Origin of the sequence: Lactococcus hircilactis (assembly GCF_009601015.1) — a bacterium.
GTDB lineage: Bacteria > Bacillota > Bacilli > Lactobacillales > Streptococcaceae > Lactococcus > Lactococcus hircilactis.
Genome location: NZ_WITJ01000011.1, coordinates 86,109 through 112,144, shown reverse-complemented (window position 1 = coordinate 112,144; position 26,036 = coordinate 86,109). Strand labels below are relative to the sequence as shown.

At 39.6% G+C, this 26,036-nt stretch carries 22 protein-coding genes, 1 pseudogene and 1 riboswitch; of the genes and pseudogenes, 1 reads left to right on the top strand and 22 read right to left on the bottom strand.

Going from position 1 to position 26,036, the window contains the following annotated elements; translation table 11 throughout:
- Positions 1-117 precede the first annotated feature (117 nt).
- From ffh to GHI93_RS08830, 14 genes are all read right to left on the bottom strand, one after another.
- Positions 118-1,668, bottom strand: coding sequence for a signal recognition particle protein (gene ffh / locus GHI93_RS08890; RefSeq protein ID WP_153496703.1), 1,551 nt, complete (start codon positions 1,666-1,668; stop codon positions 118-120).
- A 158-nt stretch (positions 1,669-1,826) separates the two neighbouring features.
- Positions 1,827-5,765 (bottom strand): leucine-rich repeat domain-containing protein, encoded by a 3,939-nt coding sequence (locus tag GHI93_RS08885; protein WP_153496702.1) that lies wholly within the window; start codon positions 5,763-5,765, stop codon positions 1,827-1,829.
- Positions 5,766-5,820: 55 nt separating this feature from the next.
- Complete coding sequence (locus GHI93_RS08880) at positions 5,821-7,527, bottom strand: ribonuclease J (RefSeq protein WP_153496701.1); 1,707 nt, start codon at positions 7,525-7,527, stop codon at positions 5,821-5,823.
- A 251-nt stretch (positions 7,528-7,778) separates the two neighbouring features.
- Positions 7,779-8,660 carry a 4-hydroxy-tetrahydrodipicolinate synthase gene (dapA, locus tag GHI93_RS08875; RefSeq protein WP_153496700.1) on the bottom strand — a complete coding sequence of 294 codons (882 nt, stop codon included), beginning with the start codon at positions 8,658-8,660 and terminating at the stop codon, positions 7,779-7,781.
- Positions 8,657-9,121 (bottom strand): NUDIX hydrolase, encoded by a 465-nt coding sequence (locus tag GHI93_RS08870; RefSeq protein ID WP_153496699.1) that lies wholly within the window; start codon positions 9,119-9,121, stop codon positions 8,657-8,659. The genes dapA and GHI93_RS08870 overlap by 4 nt, the downstream gene beginning before the upstream one ends.
- A gap of 1 nt (position 9,122) precedes the next feature.
- Positions 9,123-10,202: an aspartate-semialdehyde dehydrogenase gene (locus GHI93_RS08865; protein ID WP_153496698.1), complete on the bottom strand. Its 1,080-nt coding sequence runs from the start codon at positions 10,200-10,202 to the stop codon at positions 9,123-9,125.
- A gap of 56 nt (positions 10,203-10,258) precedes the next feature.
- Positions 10,259-10,427, bottom strand: a riboswitch (Lysine riboswitch).
- Positions 10,428-10,513: 86 nt separating this feature from the next.
- On the bottom strand, positions 10,514-10,642 hold the full coding sequence (locus GHI93_RS13185; protein ID WP_281347490.1) for a hypothetical protein: 129 nt from the start codon (positions 10,640-10,642) through the stop codon (positions 10,514-10,516).
- A gap of 253 nt (positions 10,643-10,895) precedes the next feature.
- Complete coding sequence (locus tag GHI93_RS08860) at positions 10,896-11,327, bottom strand: hypothetical protein (protein ID WP_153496697.1); 432 nt, start codon at positions 11,325-11,327, stop codon at positions 10,896-10,898.
- Positions 11,328-11,342: 15 nt separating this feature from the next.
- Entirely contained in the window at positions 11,343-11,594 is a 252-nt protein-coding gene (locus GHI93_RS08855; RefSeq protein ID WP_153496696.1) for a hypothetical protein, read from the bottom strand.
- 141 nt (positions 11,595-11,735) lie between these two features.
- On the bottom strand, positions 11,736-13,712 hold the full coding sequence (tkt, locus tag GHI93_RS08850; protein ID WP_153496695.1) for a transketolase: 1,977 nt from the start codon (positions 13,710-13,712) through the stop codon (positions 11,736-11,738).
- 265 nt (positions 13,713-13,977) lie between these two features.
- Complete coding sequence (gene purB, locus GHI93_RS08845) at positions 13,978-15,276, bottom strand: adenylosuccinate lyase (RefSeq protein ID WP_343030350.1); 1,299 nt, start codon at positions 15,274-15,276, stop codon at positions 13,978-13,980.
- A 122-nt stretch (positions 15,277-15,398) separates the two neighbouring features.
- Complete coding sequence (gene aroD, locus GHI93_RS08840) at positions 15,399-16,085, bottom strand: type I 3-dehydroquinate dehydratase (RefSeq protein WP_153496694.1); 687 nt, start codon at positions 16,083-16,085, stop codon at positions 15,399-15,401.
- A 118-nt stretch (positions 16,086-16,203) separates the two neighbouring features.
- Positions 16,204-16,407: a DUF2969 family protein gene (locus tag GHI93_RS08835; RefSeq protein ID WP_153496693.1), complete on the bottom strand. Its 204-nt coding sequence runs from the start codon at positions 16,405-16,407 to the stop codon at positions 16,204-16,206.
- A 177-nt stretch (positions 16,408-16,584) separates the two neighbouring features.
- Complete coding sequence (locus GHI93_RS08830; protein WP_153496692.1) at positions 16,585-17,988, bottom strand: amino acid permease; 1,404 nt, start codon at positions 17,986-17,988, stop codon at positions 16,585-16,587.
- A 153-nt stretch (positions 17,989-18,141) separates the two neighbouring features.
- On the opposite strand from GHI93_RS08830, the gene mmuM reads away from it, so the two are divergent.
- Positions 18,142-19,086 carry a homocysteine S-methyltransferase gene (mmuM, locus tag GHI93_RS08825; RefSeq protein WP_153496691.1) on the top strand — a complete coding sequence of 315 codons (945 nt, stop codon included), beginning with the start codon at positions 18,142-18,144 and terminating at the stop codon, positions 19,084-19,086.
- Positions 19,087-19,119: 33 nt separating this feature from the next.
- On the opposite strand, the gene GHI93_RS08820 is transcribed toward mmuM, so the two are convergent.
- The 8 genes and pseudogenes from GHI93_RS08820 to GHI93_RS08785 form a co-directional block, all read right to left on the bottom strand.
- Positions 19,120-19,740, bottom strand: coding sequence for an FBP domain-containing protein (locus tag GHI93_RS08820; RefSeq protein ID WP_153496690.1), 621 nt, complete (start codon positions 19,738-19,740; stop codon positions 19,120-19,122).
- Between the two features lie 256 nt (positions 19,741-19,996).
- A complete protein-coding gene (locus tag GHI93_RS08815) occupies positions 19,997-22,129 on the bottom strand; it encodes an AAA family ATPase (protein ID WP_153496689.1) in 2,133 nt (710 codons plus the stop codon).
- A gap of 54 nt (positions 22,130-22,183) precedes the next feature.
- Entirely contained in the window at positions 22,184-22,408 is a 225-nt protein-coding gene (locus GHI93_RS08810) for a transcriptional regulator (RefSeq protein WP_153496688.1), read from the bottom strand.
- Positions 22,409-22,660: 252 nt separating this feature from the next.
- Entirely contained in the window at positions 22,661-23,026 is a 366-nt protein-coding gene (locus tag GHI93_RS08805) for a DUF1304 domain-containing protein (RefSeq protein WP_153496687.1), read from the bottom strand.
- A gap of 25 nt (positions 23,027-23,051) precedes the next feature.
- Positions 23,052-23,690, bottom strand: coding sequence for a nitroreductase family protein (locus GHI93_RS08800; RefSeq protein WP_153496686.1), 639 nt, complete (start codon positions 23,688-23,690; stop codon positions 23,052-23,054).
- A gap of 16 nt (positions 23,691-23,706) precedes the next feature.
- Positions 23,707-24,111 carry a MarR family winged helix-turn-helix transcriptional regulator gene (locus GHI93_RS08795; protein WP_153496685.1) on the bottom strand — a complete coding sequence of 135 codons (405 nt, stop codon included), beginning with the start codon at positions 24,109-24,111 and terminating at the stop codon, positions 23,707-23,709.
- Between the two features lie 129 nt (positions 24,112-24,240).
- Positions 24,241-25,100 (bottom strand): annotated as a pseudogene (gene scrK / locus GHI93_RS08790) (fructokinase ScrK).
- A 53-nt stretch (positions 25,101-25,153) separates the two neighbouring features.
- On the bottom strand, positions 25,154-26,023 hold the full coding sequence (locus GHI93_RS08785; protein WP_153496684.1) for an ROK family protein: 870 nt from the start codon (positions 26,021-26,023) through the stop codon (positions 25,154-25,156).
- Positions 26,024-26,036: the final 13 nt, after the last annotated feature.

The window sequence follows — 26,036 nt, the reverse complement described above, 5'->3', positions numbered from 1 at the left end:
GTTCCTCCTTTTGTATCAAGCGTTCGTGATAATTTTGACAAAAACAACAGGCTGAAAGATGATGCGTGCAGTAAACTAAAAAATCAAAGAAAATCCCTGATTTTTAGTGCTTAGTGCTTACTTTTTCTTTCCTTTTTTCATTTTCTTTTGAGCGCGTTTCATGGCTTGTTTCATGGCAAATTCAGTCGCTTTTCCTTTCAATCCGCCACCAAACATTGCACTCATATCGGGAGCTCCTGAATTTCCCATCATTCCAGATAAATCGCCTAAACTCGACAGATCAGGCATCCCATTCATTGCGCCTTTTCCTTTTGGTAGATTTGGCATGCCTTGTCCACCCATCATTTTACTCATCATGGCATTCATATCTCCATTCATCATGCCTTGCATCATGTCTTTGGATTGATTAAATTGCTTGATGAATTTGTTGACTTCGATAAAGGAATTCCCTGATCCTGATGCGATTCTTCTTCTGCGCGCTGGAGATAATTCGGCTTCTAAGTGACGCTCTTTTGGGGTCATGGATAAGACCATCGCACGTTTTCTTGCGATATCTTTCGGATCAACTTTTACTTTATCTATCCCAGGCATTTGTGAAAATCCTGGAATCATTTTCATGATCTCATCCATTGGTCCCATTGATTGGACTTGGTCTAATTGTTCAACAAAATCTTCAAAATCAAAACGGTTTTCGGCCATTTTTTCAGCCAATTTTGCGGATTGTTCTTCATCGAATTGTGCTTGTGCTTTTTCAATCAAGGTCAACATATCGCCCATTCCAAGAATTCGGCTGGACATGCGCTCAGGATAAAAAACTTCAAGATCTGTTAATTTTTCACCTGTCCCTGTAAATTTAATCGGTTTTCCGGTAATTTCTCTGATTGAAAGCGCTGCTCCACCACGCGTATCGCCATCTAATTTGGTGATGATGACGCCTGTGATGTCAAGTTTTTCATCAAATGTTTTAGCGACTTGAGCAGCAACTTGCCCTGTCATCGCATCAACCACCAGTAAAATCTCTGTTGGAGCTGCTATTGCTTTGATTTCTTGAAGTTCATTCATGAGTTTATCATCAATTTCAAGACGACCAGCAGTATCAATCAAAACATAGTCTTTTCGCTCATCTGCTGCTTTTTTGAGTCCACGAGAAACGATGTTGACTGGATTTTCGCTTGTTCCTTCTTCATAAACAGGGATGTCAAGTTGCATACCGAGTGTTTTAAGTTGTTCAACAGCTGCGGGACGATAAACGTCGGCTGCAATCATGAGTGGACGTGCATTTTGCTCTTCTTTGAGTTTTTTAGCCAGTTTTCCTGCAAAGGTCGTTTTTCCTGCCCCTTGAAGTCCAACCATCATGATAATGGTCGGGATTTTTGGTGATTTGAGAAGTTCAGATTCACCGCCACCTAAAATTTTTGTGAGTTCTTCATTGACAATGGAAATCACTTGTTGTGCAGGATTAAGTGCTTCTGAAACTTCAACTCCGATTGCACGTTCTCTAATATTTCTAATGAATTTCTTAACAACAGGAAGCGCAACGTCCGCTTCAAGCAGTGCAACGCGGATTTCTTTTGTAATTTCTAATACATCATTTTCAGAAATTTTCTTTTTTCCGCGAAGATTTTTAAATACGCTTTGGAGGCGCTCCGTTAAATTTTCAAATGCCAAAATAGTCATTCCTTTCACTGTTAATGAAAATAGGATAAGTTTTACATTAACATTTCATTTCAATTTATTCATCTGTTTTTCTTAGGCTTAGAAGTTTTTTAATTTGAAACAGAATAACTCTATTTTAACATTTTATAAGGATTTTTGTCGATTTTTATTCATTTTTGAACGATTTTATGGATGATTTTGAAAATGATCAGTCCTAAACTGAGTAAAAATGTTACGATGAGAGAAAATGAAATTGGAAAACGAGCATTTTGAGCAGGCACAGTTTTGTATTTTGGAGAAATTGAGAGAGGTGTTTTGGGGGGGAAGTTGTATTTTTGTGTTTCGTTAGGACTTGTCTTTTGTACTTCATAAGATCTATCTTTTTGTACTGGGGGATACTTGTGGGGTGAATTTTTGAGAGAAAACGTGGGAAATTTGTGTGATTTTAGTACGATGTTTGATACAAAATTTGGGGCATTTCTTTTGTGATGAATACGAAAATCAGTAGAGAATTGCGCGGGGAGTGAAACGTTTGGCCATGCTTGATTTGGCACATTTGCTGACGCTATTTTTTTATTTCCAGTACTGGTTTCAGTACTTAAAACAGATGAATCAAAGTGCGTCACGTGAGCTTCGGTTTGCGTTTGGGTTGGTGAATCTGCCATGTTCGCATTTTCAGGCGAGGTGTCGCTGTCTGCGCTGACAGAATTTTCTGTGGCAGCGGGTGGATTTGACGCGGCAGTTTCTTGCTGAATTTCGTCTGTTTGCGTTGAATCATTGGCTGGCGCTTGATTTTCGGTTTGCGTTTGCGTTGGTGAATCTGCCGTAGCCGCATTTTCTGGCGAGGTGTCGCTGTCAGTGCTGACAGAATTTGACGCGGCAGCGGGTGGATTTGATGCGGCAGTTTCTTCCTGAATTTCGTCTGCTTCCGTTGAATCATCAGCTGGTGCTTGCTTTTCGTTGCTCGATTGGTTGGGTAAATCTGGGTTGTCAGCGCTGACAGAATTTTCTGCGGCAGCGGGTGGATTTGATGCGGCAGTTTCTTCCTGAATTTGGTCTGTTTGCGTTGAATCATCAGCTGGCACTTGATTTTCGTCTTGCGTTTGCGTTGGTGAATCTGCTGTGTTCGCATTTTCAGGCGAGGTGTCGCTGTCAGCGCTGACAGAATTTTCTGTGGCAGTTTCTTGCTGAATTTCGTCTGTTTGCGTTGAATCATTGGCTGGCGCTTGATTTTCGTTGCTCGATTGGTCGAGTAAATCTGGGTTGTCAGTGCTGACAGAGTCCCCTGTGGCAGCGGGTGGATTTGACGTGACAGTTTCTTCCTGAATTTCGTCTGTTTGCGTTGAATCATCAGCTGGCGCTTGATTTTCGTCTTGCGTTTGCGTTGGTGAGTCTGCCGTTTTCGCATTTTCAGCCGAAGTGTCGCTGTCTGCGCTGACGGAATTTTCTGCGGCTGTTTCTTGCTGAATTTGATCTGTTTGCGTTGAATCATTGGCTGGCGCTTGATTTTCGTTTTGCGTTTGCGTTGGTGAATCTGCCGTGTTCGGAGTGTCAGGCGAAGTGTCGCTGTCTGCGCTGACAGAATTTTCTGTGACAGTTTCTTGCTGAATTTGGTTTATTTGCGTCGAATCATCAGCTGGCGCTTGATTTTCGTCTTGCGTTTGCGTTGGTGAATCTGCCATGTTCGCATTTTCAGCCGAAGTGTCGCTGTCTGCGCTGACAGAATTTTCTGTGGCAGCGGGTGGATTTGACGCGGCAGTTTCTTCCTGAATTTGATCTGTTTGCGTTGAATCATCAGCTGGCGCTTGATTTTCGTTTTGCGTTTGCGTTGGTGAATCTGCCATGTTCGCATTGTCAGCCGAAGTGTCGCTGTCTGTGCTGACAGAATTTTCTGTGGCAGTTTCTTCCTGAATTTCGTCTGCTTGCGTTGAATCATCAGCTGGTGCTTGATTTTCGTTGCTCGATTGGTCGGGTAAATCTGGGTTGTCAGCGCTGACAGAATTTTCTGCGGCAGCGGGTGGATTTGACGCGGCAGTTTCTTCCTGATTTTCGTCTTGCGTTTGCGTTGGTGAATCTGCCGTATCCGCATTTTCTGGCGAGGTGTCGCTGTCTGCACTGACAGAATTTTCTGCGGCAGCGGGTGGATTTGACACGTCACTTTCTTTATCAGTTTCGTCTGTTTCCGTTGAATCATTGGCTGGCGCTTGATTTTCGTTGCTCGATTGGTCGGGTAAATCTGGGTTGTCAGCGCTGACAGAGTTTCCTGTGGCAGCGGGTGGATTTGACGCGGCACTTTCTTGCTGAATTTGGTCTGTTTGCGTTGAATCATCGGCTGGTGCTTGATTTTCGTCTTGCGTTTGCGTTGGTGAATCTGCCATGTTCGCATTTTCAGCCGAAGTGTCGCTGTCAGTGCTGACAGAATTTTCTGCGGCAGTTTCTTCCTGAATTTCGTCTGCTTGCGTTGAATCATCAGCTGGCGCTTGATTTTCGTTTTGCGTTTGCGTTGGTGAATCTGCCGTGTTCGCATTTTCTGGCGAGGTGTCGCTGTCTGCGCTGACAGAATTTTCTGTGGCAGTTTCTTCCTGAATTTGGTCTGTTTGCGTTGAATCATCAGCTGGCGCTTGATTTTCGTCTTGCGTTTGCGTTGGTGAGTCTGCCGTGTTCGGAGTGTCAGGCGAGGTGTCGCTGTCTGTGCTGACGGAATTTTCTGCGGCTGTTTCTTCCTGAATTTCGTCTGTTTGCGTTGAATCATCAGCTGGCGCTTGATTTTCATTTTGCGTTTGCGTTGGTGAATCTGCCGTTTTCGGATTTTCAGGCGAGGTGTCGCTGTCTGCGCTGACAGAATTTTCTGTGGCAGTTTCTTGCTGAATTTGATCTGTTTGCGTTGAATCATCAGCTGGCGCTTGATTTTCGTCTTGCGTTTGAGTTGGTGAATCTGCCATGTTCAGATTTTCAGGCGAGGTGTCGCTGTCAGTGCTGACGGAATTTTCTGCGGCAGCGGGTGGATTTGACGCGGCAGTTTCATCCTGAATTTCGTCTGTTTGCGTTGAATCATTGGCTGGCGCTTGATTTTCGTTTTGCGTTTGTAGTGACGAATCTGCCGTGTTCGGATTTTCAGGCAAAGTGTCGCTGTCTGCGCTGACAGAATTTTCTGTGGCAGTTTCTTCCTGAATTTCGTCTGCTTGCGTTGAATCCTCCGTTGTGATTTCTCCAATCACTGTATCACTTTGATTACTTGCAAGAGAAGCACTGGGGCCGTCGTTAGTTTCAGATTGCGTTTCATCAGTCACGAGCCAACTTTTTTTGATGCTTCCATCAGCACTGACAGAAATTTTTCTCACTCCAGCAGTTGGCAAATCTGTGAGTCGATTAAAAAGCGGGCTGATTTTATTGAGCGCATCGTCCGCCAAAATCACACCACATCCAAGCTCCAAATTTGAAACAGGACTTCCAGAAAATGCCATCGAATCAACTTGCGTCGCACTTTCAGAATCGAAAATTACACTGATCAAAAGATTGGATTGAAATGCTTTTGAACAAATTTCTTCTAAACGCGCGCCAAAAGAAACGAAAGTGAGCTGATTATTTGCAAAAGCCCGCGTTCCTATTCGTGTTAAAGTCTCAGGAAATTCAATCGTTGAGAGTGCATTTCCTGAAAATGCGTCTGTTTTAATGCTTTTCACATTTTTTCCTAAAATCACTTCTTTCAATGCGGATTTATAAAAATCTTTCGCACTTGTTGTCGTCTGAAAAGCACTGGTATTAATCTCCGTGACATTATCTCCGATGATGACCGCACTGATGCCCGCATTTAAAAACGCTGACGCGCCAATACTGGTCACAGGATATGTGATTTGATTTTCATAAATTGAGTCAGGAATAACAATCCCAACCCCAGCTGCACCAGAATAACTTGTCACCGCAGCCGTATTTTGGTTGTGATCAATCGTATAAGTCACCCCTTGATCGTCCGTCACCGTACTATAAATCGTACTCGCCTGCGCTGTCAGCGCTGACAAAACGAAAGGACAGTCCAAAAATACTGGACTAATCTGTATTGTCAGTACTGACAAACCTACCAAAAGCGTCAATGCTCCTTTTTTTTGCATCAAAAAATCCTCCTGACATTTAATACGTCATTGCGGAGGATTTGTCACATCTTCGTTAATCTTTTTTATTTTTTCCGTGATATTTATTGAGTTCTTGTGGGTTTCTTGCTTCCATCACAACAGGTAAAATCACAGGTTTGCGGTGCGTTTGATCATACAAAAATTTACCCAGTGCATCTCGAATATTTCCCTTTAGCTCCGCCCACTCAAACGTTTTTCCAGCTAAATATTTATCTACCGTTTCATTAACCAATTCCCCTGCTTCGCGCATCAAATCACGCGACGTTTTCACATAAACAAACCCACGCGTATGGACACGAGATTTAGAAACGATTTTTTTATCATGCTTAGAAATCGTAATCACCGCAATGAAAATACCATCTTCTGAGAGGACTTTACGATCCCGTAACACCACAGAACCAATATCCCCCACACCAGAACCGTCAATCATCACATTCTCAGCCATGATTACGCCACTTGGCACCATTTCATCCCCATCAAATTCAACCGTTTCACCACGTTTTCCGATAAAAATGTGTTCAGGTAACATGCCCATATCCATTGCTAATTCAGCATGCGCATGCAATTCACGATATTCCCCTTGAATCGGAATCAAATTTTTAGGACGTAAAATATCCAGCATAAATTGAAGATCGCGCGCATTCGCATGTCCTGAAATCTTCAAATCAGAAGAAAGCATTTTCATCACGCCACCCGCTTTATACACATCATTTTCAATCCGAGCAATCGTCGTTTCAAATGAAACCGTAGGACTCGTTACAGAAAGCACCAAATCCCCATCCTTGATTTGGACAAATTTATGACGATGATGTGCCATTTCACCTAATATTTTGAGCGGTTCACCCATACGACCCGTCTCCAAAATCACCACTTCATCATCTTCGTATTTCTTGATTTCAGAAGGTTTAATGATTGCTTTTGGATCAACAATTTTTAACTTTTTCAACCGACGCGCTGTTTCAATAATCTGATCCATGTCCTCGCCCGTAAATGCAACCCGCCGTCCAATCTTAATGGCAGCATCCAACACTTGTTGAATCCGTCCTAAATTACCAGCGTTACAAGCAATAATCACGCGCCCTTGCGCATCATCAATATAATCATAAATTTTTTCATAAATTTCATGTTCACTTGCAGATTGTACTGTCGAAAGAGCATTTGGCGAAGAAGAAAGTAGCGCAAGCACACCATTATTCCCAATCTCAGCCAAGCGACGCATGTTCGTGCGATAGCCTTTTGCAACAGCAGGATCAAACCTAAAGTCTCCTGTATAAACAATCGTACCAGACGAAGCCGCAATGACAACGCCTAAACTGTCTGGAATCGTATGTGTCGTCGTGAAAAACGAAACCACAGCTTGTCCAAAGTCAATTTCAGTATTTTCATCCACCACATGAAAATCGTTAAATTTGCGTGATGCGTCATAATTTTTAACATTAATCTTTGCAAGTTCAATCGTTAATTCGCTCGCAAATACAGGAACTTTCAGCTCCGCAACAATATAAGGCAGCGCCCCAATCGAATCAGCGTGACCGTGAGTCAAGAAAATCCCCGCAACACGCGCTTTATTTTCAATTAAATAAGAAATATCAGGAATGACAAAATCAACCCCCAACATATCCATTTCTGCATACTTTAACCCTGCATCGAGAATGAAGATTTGGTCATTCACTTCCACCAAATACATATTTTTACCAAATTCACGTACACCACCCAGTGGTGTGATCTTTATATCAGCCATCATAGCCTTTCTTTTCCATCATAAAATTAAGCAAGATAAATTCATGCTTTTATGTTCAAACAACCGATTTTCGTTACGTCTCCTCCACATCAAACCGTGGTTCGTAAGCAAAAATTTCAAAAATGAAGAGCAAAAGAAGCTCCGTTTTCCGAGAATACACTACTCTAAGTGTAACCTAAACCAAGAAAAAAATCAAGCCCGCATGATGAAGACTTGATTTTGATACGATTTTTTATTTTTTTCAGCAGGATTTACAAATGAAATGCAGCGTTAATTTTTTTTGCTTCCTCAACTGTTGCCTCAACCAAAGGTAATCTCAATCCCCCTACCGCATATCCTTTTGCATTCAATACCGCTTTGATTGGTGCTGGACTTGGTAAAGAAAAGAGTGCATTAATTTGAGGTAAAATCAACCGTTGAATCGCCGCAGCACGAGCCAAAGAACCATGTTCAAGTTCATCAAACATTTCATAGATTTGTTGTCCTAAAACATGACTTGCAACAGAAACAACGCCTTTTGCACCCAATGCTTTTGCATGAAAAGCAAAACCATCTTCTCCCGTATAAATCAAGAAATCCTTTGGTGCTTGATCCACAAGTAGCGCCAACTGATCCACCGTCGTACAATCTTTCGTTCCAATAATATTTTTGAGTTGAGCCAATCTCAACAACGTAGGAAGTTCGATTTCTTGAACCACACGACCTGGAATATTATATAAAATAATCGGTAAATCAGAACTTTCAGCAATCGCTTTGAAATGCTGATAAATTCCTTCTTGCGAGGGTTTATTGTAATAGGGCGTCACTGCTAATCCTGCATCTATATATCCAAGCGCTGCAACTTCTTTAGCAAATGCCACAGAATCTCGTGTATCATTTGTTCCAATTCCTGCAATCAATGGTACGCGTCCCTTAACAATCTGATGCACTTTTTCAAAAATTTCAAGTTCTTCTTCGTGTGACAATGTCGGACTCTCAGCAGTCGTTCCTGCTAAAATAAACGCTTGAGTATGTTGTGCGATTAAATCCTCAACCAATTGTGCATAAGCCTCAAAATTAATGGATCCATCTGCTTTAAACGGTGTAACCAGTGCTGTTATTATCTCAGCGTTTTTTAGTTGCTCTAAACTCATTTCAACTCCTTTTTTTCAATAAATTCCAAAAAATCTTTAATGACACGTCGATTGGGCAGATGAATCTTTTGAGGTAAATCGTCTGTTGAAAACCACTTCAAATCAAGCACCTCTTCTTTTTGTGGCACCAGTGTTTTCGAAAACGCTGTACACAAATAAAATGCATTGGGCATATAAATCTGATCTCCGTTCGGATAAGTCATCACCCGATCATCACCCGAATAAAGACCAAAAAATTCCATGTTTTGAGCGACCAACCCTGTTTCTTCAAAAAGTTCTCGCCGTGCCGTCTCACAAAGTTGCTCTCCCCACTCCACTCCTCCAGCATGAAGCGCCCACGCACCATTATCTTTACGCTTTTGAAGTAAAATTTTCCCCTTTTGATAGACAATCACTCCTGCGCCAAGATAAATTAAACGCTCGTGACCGATTTTTTGCCGAATCTCTTCGATATAGCTCAATTTATTTGGCCTCAAATTTCAATTCAGAAACTGGATGGATCAAATCCCGCTCATGCAGTGTTTCAGCAATTTGAACAGAATTCCACGCTGCACCCTTCAAGAGATTATCAGAAACACACCAGAGATGAATTCCATTTGCCACATCCAAATCTTTACGAATCCGCCCAACAAAAGTTTCGCGTTTTCCAACAGATTCAATCGCTTGTGGATAGATTTGATGCGCCACATCATCTTCAAGTACCGCACCTGGAAATTGAGCAATTAAGCGCTTCACATCATCAATATCAGCGACCTTTTCAGTCTCAAGATAAACCGACTCCGAATGTCCAATCAAAACAGGAATCCGAACACACGTCGCACTCACCGCAATCGTGTCATCTTCCATAATTTTTTTTGTTTCATGTGTCATTTTCATTTCTTCATACGTATAATCATTATCTGTGAACACATCAATTTGAGGCAGTGCATTAAATGCGATTGGATAGTGCTTTTTATCTCCAGCAGAGGGCAAAATATCAGCCGACAATTGTGTTGGATCAACACCGTCATTAAGGACTGATTTCAACTGCTCTCGCGCCTCATCCATTGCACGATTTCCTGCCCCACCAATCGCCTGATAGGTAGAAACAATGATCCGTTTTAGCCCATAAACTTTTCGGATGGGTTCAAGAGCAATCATCATTTGGATCGTCGAACAATTCGGACAAGCAATAATGCCATGATGCGAATCAAGCGCATGTGGATTGACTTCTGGAACGACGAGAGGAACATCAGGATTTTGACGGAAGTGCGAAGTGTTATCAACCACAACAGCTCCTGCTTTAACCGCAAAAGGAGCATATTTTGCTGAAACAGAACCTCCTGCAGAAAAAAGTGCAAGATCAATATTTTCAAAAGAATCTTCCGTCAATGTTTCAACGATTAAATCCTGATCTCCAAATTTTACCGTTTTACCTGCAGATCGTTTGCTGGCAAGTGCTTTTACAGATGCAATCGGCAAAGTCGTATGCGTTAATTGTTCAAGCATCCGAGTTCCAACGGCGCCAGTAGCACCAACAACAGCAACATTATAAGATTTCATTTTAAATCCTTCCTTGGACGCAAAAACGCCACAACTAGAGGTGGCGCATAAGTTTAGTTTACATTAGCGCAACTTGGAAAAACCAAGACAGTCCGCGGGATTTAACCCAACGTCCCAAGCTGAAAGGCGTGAATGATCAGCTTTCGGCAAAAAATTCCGCCCTCAAGTTTCAACGTGCTCACCACTTCGCTTGACTTTTTAATTTTTGCAACCTCTAATTAATTTTTAAATTTTCTTCATTATACTTCTTTTGTATGTAAAATTCAAATATTTTCTACACATCTCCAAAAAAATTTGAAATATCTCACATCTTACAAAACATGTTCATCTTTTAACTCTTTTATCGCATGCTTGATGGCGAGTTTGACCACAAAATAAAGTCCAGCTAAAACAATCGCAAGCAGCATCAGCTCATAAAATAAAACAAAAATACTTCCCATTTACGCATCCTCCTTATTCTGATTTGTCAAAAAAAACTGCCTTGTCAGTAATGACAACGCAGTTTAAGGGCAAAAATCAAAGATTTTTGTGCTCACGAGGTTCACACAAGTCAGCAAATCCTCACACTTCCTGCGCGGCTGACTCAACAGCCCAGAATTCCCTTGCTTCGATTCTGTCAGTACTGACAGAAAATCGACTCATCGCATGTCTGCATTATAGCACACTTTTTCAAGCTTGTAAAGCTGATTCACTTTAAGTTTGGATCGTTTTTTTGATAAGTTTAGCTGCAAAAAGAAAACAAAACATCGGAAAAACCAAAAACAACGCCAGCACCATTGCCCACACTAAAGAAGAAACAAAAATAAAACACCACACAACCAGCACAAGCCCCAGCACAAGACTCATCAAAATCAACATTTTGATTTTGATACGTTTTGTTTTTAACCCCAACTCAAAATCTGCAACAGTACTGATTCCAATTCCCGTCATCAAAAGCTCACAAATCAAATAAATTAAAACAGGTCTAGGAATATAAAATAAAGCCACAAAAAATGCAGTCATGATTGTGTCAAAAAAAGACGAATTCACTGCTCCTTGTGACTGTGTTCCTATCACAGCCCCAACCAAAAAAGGAAAAAGCCAATAACACGCAAGTCCTCCAAAAACGCCTGTTCTCACTTTCATTGCGTGCCTCCTTTCTTAAATTAAATGAAGCACATCGCCCAATAAAATCGCAGCTGAACCTAGAAAACTCACAAAACAAATCGCAAAACCAATCGTCATCAGCCGTGTTCCATCACGATTATAAGATTTAACGGACCTTTTTCCACGATAAAAAACCATGCTCAGCACTGACAGAACAGTAAAAAACCCTTGAAGCACATGATTGGATAAAAACATAAAATTAACAAGCGAGCCTAAGCCAGCTAATAAAGCAAGTAAAATCGCCATCTCTTCTCCACATCTCTTTCTTTTGGATTCTCCTATTTTACCTCATTTTTCTTTCCAATAATCTTACATTTTCATCATCTTTTGATATGAAATAAAGAAATTTAATTACAAAAACATCTGTCAAAAGACAGATGTTTCATTTTAATCTAAATTCTTAAAGACTTCGATAACATGTTCAGCTGTAAAGCCATATGCTGGTAATACGATATTGGCTGGCGCTGAAGCCCCCCAACGATCAACCGTGATTGTTGCCCCGTCAATGCCCACGTATTTCGCCCAACCAAAGCTTGTTCCAGCTTCAATAGCCAGACGTTTGCGGACAGTTTTTGGTAACACTTCTTCTTTGTAATGCTCAGATTGTTCATCAAAGATATTCATCGAAGGCATCGAAACCACTCGAATGCCTTGACCTAAAGTCTTTTTAGCTTCAAGTGCAAGAGCCACCTCTGATCCCGACGCAATCAAAATCCCTTCCAGCGTTCCTTCTTCTTTAGAAAGAATATAAGCACCGTGATTCACACCCTCTTGAGCAAGTGCTTCAGAGCCTTCAAGGACAGGCAAATTTTGACGGGTCAAAATCAAAGCAGTCGGACGATTTGTACTCGACGCAGCTCTGCGCCAAGCTGCATTTACTTCATTCCCGTCTGCAGGACGAATCACATCCAGATTAGGCATTGATCGAACACTCGCAAGTTGTTCAATAGGTTCATGCGTTGGTCCATCTTCTCCAACTGCAATCGAATCATGTGTCCAAACATAAGTGACGGGCAAACTTTGCAAAGCTGCCATACGAACTGCTGGCAACATATAGTTTGAAAAAACAAAGAATGTTCCACCATAGACACGAGTTCCCCCATGTAAAGCAATCCCATTCATGGTTGCACCCATCGCGAACTCACGGACACCAAACCAAATGTTGCGTCCTGCATAATTTTCAGGCATAAAATCAGAATCTGCTTTTGCCATTGTATTATTCGACGCAGACAAATCCGCAGACCCACCCCAAAAGTTGGGCATTTGAGCAGACAATTCTTGAATCGCTTCTTGAGAAGTACTTCGTGATGCTTTTGATGAACCAAGTTCATGTTTGGTCAACGCCAGTTCGGGTGTTTTATTTTCAAAAGCAGCAACATATTGTTTTGCTAACTCAGGATATTTTTTTGAGTACGCTTTAAATGTTTCATTCCACACTTGCTCAAGCCCTTCTCCACGAGCCACAAGTGTTTCAATAAAGCGCTGCTTCACTTCGGTAGGAACTTCAAAAGCTTCATACGCCCAACCGTAAGCTTTTTTGGCTGCGGCAATCCCTTCAACTCCAAGTGGTGCGCCGTGAACGACATTTGTTCCTTCTTTTGGAGCTCCAAAACCGATGATTGTCTTCACTTCAATAATGGTCGGACGATTAAGATCCGCTTTTGCAAGCGCTACTGCTGCTGCAATTTCGTCCAAATCATTCCCGTCTTTTACCAGTAAATGTTGCCAACCGTAAGATTCAAAACGTTTTTGAACATCATCTGTAAAGGATTGTTCTAATTTTCCATCAAGTGAAATATTATTTGAATCATAAAACAAAATGAGTTTGCCAAGTTTAAGTTTTCCAGCTAAAGAACACGCTTCTTGAGAAACTCCCTCCATCAAATCGCCATCACCATTCAAAGCATATGTATAGTGATCCACGATGTTAAAATCAGGTCGATTATAAGTTGCAGCCAAATGTGCTTCTGCCATGGCCATTCCAACAGCATTTGCAATTCCTTGTCCTAAAGGACCAGTTGTTGCTTCAACACCATCCGTGTGCCCTACTTCTGGATGACCTGGTGTTTTTGATTTCCATTGCCGAAATTGCTTCAAATCCTCTACGGTCACCTTGTATCCAGCAAGATGCAAAAGACTATACAGCATCGCAGAACCATGACCAGCAGACAAAACAAACCGATCCCGATTTGACCACTGTCGTCCTGTTTTAGGATTTACATTGAGAAATTTACTCCACAAGACATAAGCCATTGGAGCAGCTCCCATTGGAAGTCCAGGATGTCCCGAATTTGCTTTTTGAATCGCATCCATAGAAAGCGTTCGAATGGTGTTGACTGCAAGTTGATCTGTTGTATCAAACATAATAATTCTCCAAATTTTTATTTATTTTTATCTCATTATACCATAAATAGTGTTCAAAAATCACTATAAAAACTAAAATATTTTTCTATTTAATTAAATTTTGATGAAAACATTTTTCATCGCGTGATGATTATTCTTTTCTCTTTTGTTCTTTTTTCTGTCAGTACTGACAGAAAATCATTTTCTTTCTTTTTCTCCAAAGTATTTCTGTCAGTACTGACAAAAAAAGTAACCGATCAAAATCGATTACTTTTATTTTCTATAATTATTTCAATCCCACACGTTCAAATACTTCATCCACTCGTTTCAAGTGATAGGTATAGTCAAAGGCCTGATCAATTTCATCCAGACTTAAAACTGCGCGAATTTGCTCATTAGCCTCAACAAGCGGACGGAACATCACTTGTTCATCCCATGATTTTGCTGTCAAAGGTTGTACTAAATCATAAGCAGCCTCACGTGCCATTCCTTTTTCAATCAACATAAGCATCACGTGTTGACTATAAATTAAACCAAATGTCGCATCCATATTGCGCTTCATATTCTCAGGAAAAACAGTCAGTTGCTTCACTATCCGTCCAAAACGATTCAATTGATAATCCAATAATTCTGTCGTGTCTGGAGCGATGATTCGCTCTGCCGAAGAGTGCGAAATATCTCGCTCATGCCAGAGTGCAACGTCCTCCATCGCCGTCAATGCGTGTCCACGAATCACACGAGAAATTCCCGTAATATTTTCAGAACCAATTGGATTACGTTTGTGTGGCATCGCTGATGAGCCTTTTTGACCTTTTGCAAAGAATTCTTCAACTTCACGCTGTTCAGATTTTTGAAGACCACGAATCTCAGTAGCCATCCGCTCAAGAGAAGTCGAAATCAAAGCCATCGTATTGAAATATTCCGCGTGCAAGTCACGTGGTAAAATCTGAGTTGAAATTTCTTGTGCCCTTGTTCCTAATTTTTCAGTCACATATTGTTCTACAAATGGAGGAATATTTGCAAAAGTGCCTACTGCACCTGAAATTTTACCCGCTTCAACTCCTTTTGCAGCATGATCAAAACGCTCGATATTCCGTTTCATTTCAGAATACCATGTTGCCAATTTCAACCCAAACGTTGTAGGTTCCGCATGAACGCCATGTGTGCGCCCCATCATCACAGTATATTTATGTTCAATCGCTTTATTTTTAACAATTTCAGCAAAATCTTTTAAATCTTGACGCAATACATCATTTGCTTGTTTATAAAGATAACCATAAGCAGTATCTACAACATCCGTTGATGTCAAACCATAATGCACCCATTTTCGCTCATCCCCCAAAGATTCCGAAACAGCACGTGTAAAAGCGACAACATCATGACGCGTTTCTTTTTCGATTTCAAGAATCCGATTCACATTAAATGTTGCGTGTGCTCTGATTTTTTTTACATCTTCCTCTGGAATTTCACCAAGTTTAGCCCATGCCTCATCAGCTAAAATCTCTACTTCAAGCCACGCTTTAAATTTATTTTCTTCAGTCCAAATATTTGCCATTTCAGGGCGAGAATAACGATTGATAACCACTTTTGATCTCCAAATTCTAGCATATAATTTACTTCTTCATTATAGCATTTATCACTGCTTTCATTCGAAATTTACAGAAAAATAATTAAATTAATCCATTTTTATTCGTCATCTCCGAACATTCAAGCTTCGTTTTCAAAAAGATCAAGTAAACGACTCATATCATCCAGCTCAATTTGTCCTGGTGCACTGGCTTCTAAAACGCTCGCAAATGTCCAACAAGATCCCGTAATATAGCCAGAAACACGCGTTAATTTTCCTAAGTCACTCATGGCAATCGTGATAAATTTTCGCCCATATTCTAAAGTTAAATCTCGTGTGATTTGTAATAAGTCAATCACATCACACTCTCTTTGTGGCATCACTGCAACCTTTACAAATGCCGTTTTTTCTTTATTCATTCTCAGTAATCTTTGTGTCAAATCCGTCGGCATCTCAGAAAAATTATGATAAGATAACACAATCTTATCTTTAACCTCTGAAAGCTCAGCTAATGCTTTCGGATACGAAAAATATTCCACATCAATAAAATCTGGATTATATTTTAATAATTCCTTCAAAATATGAACATAATGTTGATTAGAAATTTCTAATGCGCCACCTTCTTTTGCCGTCCGAATGGTCAACAATATCTGAAACATGTCAAATTTCTTGAAAATCAGTGCTGCCGCTTCAAAAATTAAATTTTGCGGCATAAAATCAATGCGCCACTCAATAATATCTGCCTTCTGAAAGGATTTTAAATCGAAATTTTCAATCTCTGCGATACTGATTGGCATAATTGGGACTGCAATCTTCGTTTTTCTCATTTAGATCTTCTTTCATTCTCATTTTATTTATACTTTATTTTATCATTTTTTGATGACAGCAACAATTAAAAACAAAAAAAGCACCTGGTGTACTTTTTTATTTCATTCAATTTTCAATTTAAACCGTAAGATTGTACGCTTTAATCGCTTCTTCCAATGCATCCTCAAATGTCCGAACAACCGCAACTTCTTTTGATGCAACCACGACGACAAAAGTTCCAAACTCTTCTTTAATTTCAGCCACAACTTTTTTACCTACTTTAATTTCAGCACCTGTTGTAGTATCAATGATTTCAATTTCTGTATCTTTTTTCTTTGACATCGGAAATTTCTCCTCTCATTTCTCATCACCAACTTATTCATTTTTTGATGATCACGTTCTCTTTTTTTTATTTTTCAAAAATGATTTTGAAAAACGTGCAACTGTATTATACCATTTTTTTATTCAAAATGATGTGATAAAAGCAAGTTTCCCATTTCACGATGCAAAACTGAAAAATTAATGTCTTTTTTGATACCAGGCGTGCCCGACATAACATAAAAGAACAAATGGAATTGTGTAATAAAGTGCAATTCTTTGACTTGGATCAAACCAAATCAAGAGACACGACAACCCACTTAAAGTAAACGCAAGCCAAGGAACAATTGGATAAGCAGGCGTTTTAAACTTCAAATCAGCTAAAGCCTTTCCTTCTTTAAGATAGCTTTTTCTAAAGTTTATTTCAGATAATGCAATCGCCATCCAAACTAAAACAACTGCAAGACCTGAGATTGAAACTAAGGCAAGATAAACTGATCCTGGTGCATAAATACTTGAAAACAAAGCAAAAAGTCCACCAACCATGCTCACAGCCATCGCAAAAAGAGGCACTTTTTTTTGCGTTGTTTTTTTAAATAATGGAGGAAGTGTCCCTTCATTTGAAAGGGACCAGAGCATCCGAGTAGAAGCATAAAGTCCTGAATTCGCCGCTGACATGATTGCGGTTAAAACAACAAAATTCATAATATCCCCAGCATAAGGAATACCAACTTCATTGAGAACTAGCACAAAAGGACTTTGAGACACCCCCGCTTGATGATAAGAAATCAATGCAGACATAACAAACATACTTCCAATAAAAAAGAGAATCAAACGCCATAAACTCGCATGAATTGCATGGGGAATTGTTTTTTCAGGATTAATCGTCTCCCCCGCAGTAATTCCGATGAGTTCCGTCCCAGAAAATGCAAAGTTGACCGTCAACATCGTTGTAAAAACTCCAGAAAACCCATTTGGAAACCACCCATGATCATAAAAATGAGAAAGTCCAATTCCACCGCGCACACCATTAAAGGGAAGAATTCCAAGAATAACTAGCCCCCCAATAATAATAAATAAAATAATCGCAACAACTTTAATACTTGAAAACCAAAATTCTGCTTCTGCAAACCATCGCACAGACAGTGCGTTGAGTGAGAAAATAAGCACAATAAAAAATAAACTCCAGACCCATGTAGCGACATGTGGAAACCATTGCTGCATGATCAAGCCAGATGCTGTAAATTCAGAACCTAAAGCAATCGTCCAAGTTAACCAATACAAAATCGCAACTGTAAATCCAGTATGCTCACCAATATACTTCTTCGCATAAACATGAAAAGCTCCAGTATAAGGCATCGCAACAGATAATTCACCCAAACACAGCATCACTAAATAAACTAAAATTGCTCCGATCCCATAAGCAATCAGTGTTCCCAAAGGTCCTGCCTGATGTATGGTATATCCCGAACTTAAAAATAAACCTGTTCCAATAACACCTCCCAAAGAAATCATTAAAACATGACGATCGGACATCGTTCTACTGAGATTCTTCTCTTTTTTTTCATTCGAATACTCTGATTTTTTTTGATTTGATTGCTCCATTTTTACTTCCTTCTAACTTTTATAAATTCATGATTCCGATTATACCATTTTAATAAAATAATTGTTAAAATATTATAATAATTCAAATTGTAATAATATTAGCATTATTTTATCCGAAGTGTTAAAATACAAAAAGAATAGAAAAGAGAAAAAATGACGCATCACATTCAAAAAGCAATAAAAGAAGGTCCTATACTCCTTGACGGTGCAATGGGAACAGAACTTTCAAAAAAAGGATTAGCGACCAATAATGACTTATGGTCTGCATTAGCACTCATCACCTCCCCAGAAGAAATTTATGCCGTTCACAAAAGTTATTTTGATGCAGGCGCAAAAATCGCAATTACGAATACCTACCAAGCCAATCTCCCTGCTTTTGAAAAACATGGAATTGATAAAAAAGACGGAAAGATACTCATTAAAAAAGCAGTTGCATTGGCCCGTCAAGCACGCGACGAGAGTAATCAAGAAGGTTTTGTTGCTGGAAGTATTGGTCCTTATGGCGCTTTTTTAGCAGATGGAAGTGAATACACTGGTGCTTATCATTTATCAAGGGCAGAGTACCAAGCTTTTCATCAGCCAAGATTAGATGCACTACTTGAAGCTGGAGTTGATCTTATTGCTTGTGAGACCATGCCAAATTTTGAAGAAATAAAAGCATTATGTGCATTGATCCATAGAACCTCGCCTTCTATTTTGTACTGGGTCAGTTTTAGTTTAAAAGACAGTCATACGTTATGCGATGGGACGCCATTAAAAAAGGCAATCACAGCACTCGCGCAAGAATCTCAAATCATCGCAATCGGAGCTAACTGTATTGAAGCTTCACTTGTCGATGATGCTATCGCGGAGTTTAAAGCCGCAAGTCACCTTCCAATTGTTATTTACCCAAATTCTGGTGAAAGCTATGATCCCATCAGCAAAACATGGCAAACAAACGCTACCGCTTTTAATTTAGCGGATCTCGCTACCAAATGGGTGAAATCAGGTGTTCAATTGATTGGTGGATGCTGTAGAACAAGTCCTGATGAGATAAAAACAATCGCTCAAAACCTAGAAAAATTAAAAGCGTTTGAAACAGCAATCAAAAAAGATTAGACGATACACCGTTTAATCTTTTTTATTCCTCATTTATTTTCTTGGTTTCACGATAGATTCAAACTTTTCAAATCCTCGCGAAGACTGGATTTGACGGTTGCATTGATCTGAGTCAACACAAATATAAGTTCCATTTTTAGTGTAATTTCCACCTTTTTTCTTTTTAGTGGTTGCTAAAAATAAAGTCACGACACTTGTTTTTTCACAAATTGTACAGATACTCTTTACCTGCTCAAACATGGTGCCATAATAGCCTTCTCCGTTTGAATTTATCACATATTTTCGAGAACTTGACATATCATTCCATGCGAAATAAGTAAGCTCATCTCGTCTGGTTTCATCGCATTTAGGAATGGTGATTTTTTTTACTTTTTTAAATTGATTTTTGATGTGTTGTGTAGAAAAATCAGGAAAAAGGGCGATGGTATTTTTCAATGGTTCAATCAAAAGCTCAACTTTTTTACGTGTCAGACTTTTATCTTTCAATTGAAGCACAAATTCGCTTAATTCTTTTGATGAATCAAGTGCTAATAATTCACACGCCATCTGATTATAAATTAACTCTTGTGTCGTACGATCATTTACAGTGTGATAAACATTTACGCACCTCAGTGCTGCTGCTTTAATAAAGTGATATTCGTATGGTTTTAACATTTTTTCTTCTTTCTTATCTTTTATCTGCTAAGAAAGATTCAGTTTTCTTAGCTGAAACGCTTGATGCGAGAGCAAAAACCCGCAACTTGCTTTCCAGCCATTTGAATGTTGGATTTGATTTTCATTTTATTTTCCTTTTCATCCTTTATGAATGATTTTCAGCTTCTATCCTACCAAAAAACAGACTGATTTGCAACTGACTTTTTTCGGCTTAAATACAAAAATACAGCTCACCCAATGTGCGCTGTATCTCTTGTTATTTCTTTTTTGCTGCTGAAATCACGACTTTTCCCTCAATCAATTCGGCACGCAACGCTTTTTCTTCAGGATGATCTAAATAGAAATCTGTCACTTGATCACGAATTTGCTGCTCAATAACTCTACGCAGCGGACGTGCCCCCATCGCTTCGTCGTAGCCTTCTTCAATCAGATGAGCTTTGACCTTTTGTGAAACTTCAAGTGTCAAATCTTTTTTAGCTAAGGTTTGATCGACTTCTGCAAGCATCAAGGCTACAATTTCTTTCAAATCTTCTTTGGTCAATGCAGTAAATTCAATCACGCCATTAAACCGATTTAAAAATTCAGGACGGAAATATGGTGCGAGTTTTGTCATCACATCTTTCTTTTCATCTTCTGAGGTTTTTGGATGAGAAAATCCTGCATTTGAAGTGGCAATGATGACCGTATTGTTAAAATTCACAACATTTCCCTGACCATCTGTTAATCGTCCATCATCCATCACTTGAAGGAGCAACGTTAACACTTGAGGATGTGCTTTTTCAATTTCATCTAGCAATACAATCGAGTAGGGACTCCGACGAACTTTCTCGGTCAGTGTGTTACTATTATCGTCATAGCCGACATAGCCTGCTGTCGTTCCGATTAATTTTGAGATGGCCGTTAAATCTGAGTATTCACTCATATCTAAGCGGATAATATTTTCTTTACTTCCGAACATTTCAAGCGCCAATTGTTTTGCGAGCTCGGTTTTTCCTAATCCTGTTGATCCAACAAACAAGAAGGAACCAATCGGGCGATTTCCCTCATCAAAGCCTGCACGATTTCGACGAATCGCTTTTGTAACCATCGCTACAGCTTCGTCTTGTCCAATAACCTTACCTGAGAGTCGTTTTCCAATTGTTTTTAATCGCTCAACATCAGAAGCACCCATTTGAGAGACTGGAATACCTGTCAATCGTTCAACAGATTTCGCAATGTCATTTGGAGTGGCGATAACCGATTGATTTTCTTTTGGATGATTTAACTCATCTTCTAATGTTGCAATTTCTCCTTTATATTTCAGAGCGGACTCAAAATCTTCAGTATTAACTGCTTTTTCTTGTTTTGATTTTAAATCCATCACCTTGTTTTCTAAGCTGACTTTATCTGTGACTGGATTTTTAGCAGAAAGGTGTGCCGCTGTCATATCCAGCAAATCAATTGCTTTATCTGGTAAAGCCCGTTGTGGGATATATTGCATGGAATAGTCCACTGCGGCTTTTAAAACATTTTCTGGAAGAAGCACGTGGTGGTGGTGTTCGTAGATGTTCGCGATTCCCTTTAAAATTTCAAGCGTGTCTTTTGGACTTGGGGCATTGACAGTCACTTCATTAAATCTACGCGCAAGCGCTGCATTTTTCATGATCGTATTGCGATATTCATCTTGCGTTGTCGCACCAATCAATGAAATTTCTCCTCGACTCAACGCTGGTTTGATGATGTCTGCTAAACCTTTTGAACCATCTTCACCTCCTGTTGAGCCCGCACCTAGAATTTGATGAATTTCATCAAAGAATAAGATGATGTTTCCAGCTGATTTGACTTCTTTCATTAAATTCTGGATGTTTTCTTCAAATGCTCCTCGATATTGTGTTCCAGCTTCCAGACTTGAAATGTCGATACTGTAGATTTCTTTATCTTTGATTGCTGCGGGAACATCTCCATTGACAATGGCTTGAGCTAATCCTTCAACTACTGCCGTTTTTCCGACCCCTGCATCTCCTACAAGAACGGGGTTATTTTTGGTTCGCCGTCCTAAAATTTCAGCAGTTTCTTGGATTTCTTTATTTCGTCCAATGACGGGATCAAGCATCCCTTCTCTTGCTTCTTGGGTTAAATTTCGCCCAAGCCGATTTAAAATCCCTTCTTGATTCACCCCTTGAGCTGATGCAGGTTGAAAAGAGTGATGTGGTAGCGTGTTATTCTCAATGTTTTGAGGAAGCTGTCCTGTTTGTCGATAAGCTGCGAAATCTTCTGGAGAGACTTCTCGACCGTTAATCATATAACGGCGGTTTTCTGAATTCAATCCGTTCATATTTCCCATCATCGTGTTGAAAATGTTATTCATGTCTGATCCAAATGGATCGTTAAAAAAGTTGTTGTTTGCCATCGTTTAATTCTCCTTTTACTTTCGTGCTTCTTGAATTAAATGGAAGCACTTTTTTTATTCGTCAAAATAGAGTTTTTCAAGTTCTCGAAGCACTTCCCACATCGCTTTGTTTTGTGCTTTGGCTAGTGCATCAAGATCACGCATATTTAAGCTTGTCGCATCCGTTTGTGTTTTGTTAAATGACTTGTGGATTGTGGTATAGCCATATCCGGAGTCTTTTGCTACACGGTAAATTGTCAGTGAGTTATCGCTCAAATAAGCTTTGATATCAAATCTCATGATGTCTCTTCTTTCTTATGTCTGGAAAAAGAAATCTTTTTGTGTTTCTTTATAAAAGGTGCTTCTGATTCGTTTTTCCTTTATCAAAAGAGGGAAGTGAGAGTGATTCTCACTTTTCTTGTTCCACTCTATAATTCTATTATACCACATTTGTGATATAACACAAGTGTAAAGTATCGGGAATTTTATTTTTTATAAAAAAAGAGCTTTTGGAAGATCCAAAAGCTTTTAGGTCATGTAGCGCTCCGTTTTTTAGAGGTGAAACCAAAGACTCAAGAGTGCTAAAATCGCTAATCCTCCTTGAGTGAGGATAATTTTTTTATCGCTCGTGAGACTTCCATAGGCTGCCACTAAAATGATGTATCCTAAAATGAGGAAGTTGATTTCGAGAGCATGGTGGGAAAAGTAAGTTCCATAAAGTAAAAGTACTCCAATTAATCCATTATAAATGCCTTGATTTTTTAATAAGGTTTGTATCTTTTCATTTTCTAAATCTTGAGCGGTGAGATGAAATACGCTGCGTGTCGTTTCGGAAGTGGTTTGGATGGTTTCGATGTACATAATGTAAAAGAACTCAAGTGCCACTAATGTGACTAAAATCGTAGAAATGACGGTCATTTTTTCTCCTTTTTATCAATTGGTTTTATTTAAATTGAGTGATTTTTTCTGCTGGAAGACGAGTGGATTCATATCCTTTTTCTGCTGCTTTTCCGATTGAGAGGATCATCACTGGAACGTAGCGCTCATCGTCAAGATCAAACGCTTTTGCAAGTTGATCTGATTCAAATCCCCCAATTGGATTGGTTTCGTATCCATGAGCACGTGCAATCAACATGAGTTGCATCGCGGCTAAACTTGCGTCGATTTTGACGACGTCGTTCATCTGAGCTTTTGTGAAACTTTTATAGTATGGAACAATGGCATTTATTTGTTGATCTCTCACTTCTTTTGGCATTTTTCCTTCTGCGACGGCTTGGTCATAGATTTCTTCTGCGCGTTCATAGCATTTCAAATCTCCAAAAATGAGGATCATCGCTGATGAGGTTTCATTTTGTTTGGTATTAAAACGAATCAAAGGGTTCAAACGTTCTTTTTGCGCTTGACTTTCAACAATCATAAAACGCCAAGGTTGCATATTGACAGATGAAGGTGCTGTTACGGCCTCATCAATCATCTCTAACATTTCTTCGTGTGAGATTTTTAAATCCTTATCATAAAGGCGGACTGATTTTCTTTCAAATGTGATTTCTGAGAAATTATTGTGTTTAAAATTTTTGTTCATTATTTTTTTGGTGCTTTCATTTCTTTATTTTTTCGAGTAAGGTGAGAAGTTGTGTTTCTTCAGCATCGGTTAATCCAAAGTTGAGCGTTTGTAATGTGCTATGATTGTCATTGCAGTGCTCAAGTTCAGTGATGGCTTTTTCTGTGATTTCGACTTCGATTTCACGTTGATTGTGTGCGTTTCTTTTTCGGATGATGTACTGTTTTTCTTCAAGACGTTTTAAATGTCGGGTGACGGCTGCGCGATCAATGCCCATTTCGACTTGAATCTGAGTTTGTGAGCATTTTTCTTTTTGCCTGATCACACAGAGCATTTCATAACGTGTGATGCTAAAGCCTGTACTTTTTTCGAATGTTGTGACCAGTTCTTGATTCGTAAGCTTAAGTTGGTAAAGTAGCTTACTTTTTTGAAAAAGTGACATGTTCTTCCTTTCTTTATATTGATGCGTCAATTGTTGACTTATCAACAATAACATTTTCTAAGAAGGTTGTAAACTGTATTGACTCAAGAAAAGCGATCGAATGTGTGTTGAGCATTCGATCGCTTTAATTTATTTCATTCGTTTTGCAAGTTCAAAGTTTCCAATGGTTGCTGAAGCATTATTTTGGATATGTGGAAGGACAAGATAATTTTCGACGGTTTTTGGAATGCGAACATAACCATTGAGAAGCGTGATAAAATTTTGCTGAACTTTTTTAGCATTCCTGGTTTTCCCATCACGCCGCCTCCAAAAATAATCTGGTCTGGCGCAAAAGAAAGGGTCGTATTCATTGCAATTTGAGCAATATAATAAGCTTGGATTTCCCAAACGGGATGATCATCGGGAAGATCTTCTCCTCGTATTCCTGTCCTGGCTTCGATAGATGGTCCTGCTGCAACGCCTTCTAAACAATCGTTGTGATAAGGACAAATGCCTTTGAAATCAAGATCGTCTGGGTGGCGTTTAACCCATTGATGTCCCATTTCTGCGTGAGAAAATCCGCCAATAAACTGTCCATTTTGAACAGCGCCGCCACCAATTCCTGTTCCAATGGTTAAATAAACGAGACTTTTTTCTCCAGTAAGAATCATTTCTCCATACGCACTTGCATTGACATCTGTGGTAAAGTTGATAGGAATATTTAAGGCCTTTTGAATTTTTGCTAATAAATTATAATTTGTCCATCCCTTTTTGGGAGTGCTTGTAATATAGCCGTATGTTGGACTGTCTGGTGTGATATCAATAGGGCCAAATGATCCGATTCCAAGCGCATCCACGGGATTTTCTTTGAAAAAGGAGAGTGTTTTTTTGATGGTTTCATCGGGTAGGGTTGTTTTAATTTGTGTACTTTTCAGTATTTTATTGTTTTCATCACCGACGGCTAAAACAAACTTGGTTCCGCCAGCTTCTATTGATCCGTATGTTTTCATTACTGTCCTTTTATTGTGTGACTCAAAACAGGTGCGTCATGCTATGGTTTTTGTTATTTTGAATCGGTTTGTGAAAAATCTACTGCAGCACCGATGAGATTGGCTTGATTGCGATAATAACACCGTTGAATCTCGGGCATAAAAGAAGCAATTTCGACTTGATTCATGATTTTTTGGAGCTGTTTTTTTAATTCAGGAATGAGCCAGTCTGCTTGTGAGACGCCACCGCCAAGAATGACAAGCTCTGGGTCAAAGGAATAGCTAAGGTTGTAGATTCCTTTTGCAACATTGAACGTAAAAATGTTCATTTCTTCTTTGGCAATGGGATCTCCTGCAAAAGCGAGATTAAAAATAGCAATGGCATCAAGGGATTGTGAAGTGCGTTCATTGTAACGCTTTGCCATCATAATGGTGGTTCCTAATTCAGAAAAAGTGTGTGTATCATCCATGAGCATAAATCCAAATTCTCCGCCAAAGAGGTGCTTTCCGTGATGTACTTTTCCATCCATCACAACGCTGCCACCAACTCCAGTCCCTAAAACGATAAATAAGACGTTTTTCAATCCTTTAGCGACGCCATATTTTACTTCTGCAAGTGCAGCACAGTTGGCATCATTTTCAATCGAAATTGGTAAGGCAAACCGTTTTTCAAGTGCTGAATGAATATTGAAATCGTGAATGTAAGGTAATGCACTTGCTCCTTCAATCACTCCTGTTTCTTTATTTACAGCGCCAGGAGCACTTATTGCAACACCTGTCAGTGCATATTTTTTTTTGTAAGTACTGACAATGCTTGTGAGCGTTTCGTAAAATTCGTCTAAAGTTTTGGGAGTGGGCGTTGCGCCTTCATCTTCGAGTTGTGATGCGTTAAAGTGAGCGTATTTGATACTGGTGCCTCCAATATCGATTGTGAGTAATGACATTTTTCTTCCTTTT

Bases quoted from the DNA above. Each gene is read 5' to 3' on its own strand.
- GHI93_RS08885 (WP_153496702.1), bottom strand. From the start codon at position 5,765: ATGCAAAAAAAAGGAGCATTGACGCTTTTGGTAGGTTTGTCAGTACTG.
- GHI93_RS08880 (WP_153496701.1), bottom strand. From the start codon at position 7,527: ATGGCTGATATAAAGATCACACCACTGGGTGGTGTACGTGAATTTGGT.
- dapA (WP_153496700.1), bottom strand. From the start codon at position 8,660: ATGAGTTTAGAGCAACTAAAAAACGCTGAGATAATAACAGCACTGGTT.
- GHI93_RS08865 (WP_153496698.1), bottom strand. From the start codon at position 10,202: ATGAAATCTTATAATGTTGCTGTTGTTGGTGCTACTGGCGCCGTTGGA.
- GHI93_RS13185 (WP_281347490.1), bottom strand. From the start codon at position 10,642: ATGGGAAGTATTTTTGTTTTATTTTATGAGCTGATGCTGCTTGCGATT.
- GHI93_RS08860 (WP_153496697.1), bottom strand. From the start codon at position 11,327: ATGAAAGTGAGAACAGGCGTTTTTGGAGGACTTGCGTGTTATTGGCTT.
- GHI93_RS08855 (WP_153496696.1), bottom strand. From the start codon at position 11,594: ATGGCGATTTTACTTGCTTTATTAGCTGGCTTAGGCTCGCTTGTTAAT.
- tkt (WP_153496695.1), bottom strand. From the start codon at position 13,712: ATGTTTGATACAACAGATCAACTTGCAGTCAACACCATTCGAACGCTT.
- aroD (WP_153496694.1), bottom strand. From the start codon at position 16,085: ATGAGAAAAACGAAGATTGCAGTCCCAATTATGCCAATCAGTATCGCA.
- GHI93_RS08835 (WP_153496693.1), bottom strand. From the start codon at position 16,407: ATGTCAAAGAAAAAAGATACAGAAATTGAAATCATTGATACTACAACA.
- GHI93_RS08830 (WP_153496692.1), bottom strand. From the start codon at position 17,988: ATGGAGCAATCAAATCAAAAAAAATCAGAGTATTCGAATGAAAAAAAA.
- mmuM (WP_153496691.1), top strand. From the start codon at position 18,142: ATGACGCATCACATTCAAAAAGCAATAAAAGAAGGTCCTATACTCCTT.
- GHI93_RS08820 (WP_153496690.1), bottom strand. From the start codon at position 19,740: ATGTTAAAACCATACGAATATCACTTTATTAAAGCAGCAGCACTGAGG.
- GHI93_RS08815 (WP_153496689.1), bottom strand. From the start codon at position 22,129: ATGGCAAACAACAACTTTTTTAACGATCCATTTGGATCAGACATGAAT.
- GHI93_RS08810 (WP_153496688.1), bottom strand. From the start codon at position 22,408: ATGAGATTTGATATCAAAGCTTATTTGAGCGATAACTCACTGACAATT.
- GHI93_RS08805 (WP_153496687.1), bottom strand. From the start codon at position 23,026: ATGACCGTCATTTCTACGATTTTAGTCACATTAGTGGCACTTGAGTTC.
- GHI93_RS08800 (WP_153496686.1), bottom strand. From the start codon at position 23,690: ATGAACAAAAATTTTAAACACAATAATTTCTCAGAAATCACATTTGAA.
- GHI93_RS08795 (WP_153496685.1), bottom strand. From the start codon at position 24,111: ATGTCACTTTTTCAAAAAAGTAAGCTACTTTACCAACTTAAGCTTACG.
- GHI93_RS08785 (WP_153496684.1), bottom strand. From the start codon at position 26,023: ATGTCATTACTCACAATCGATATTGGAGGCACCAGTATCAAATACGCT.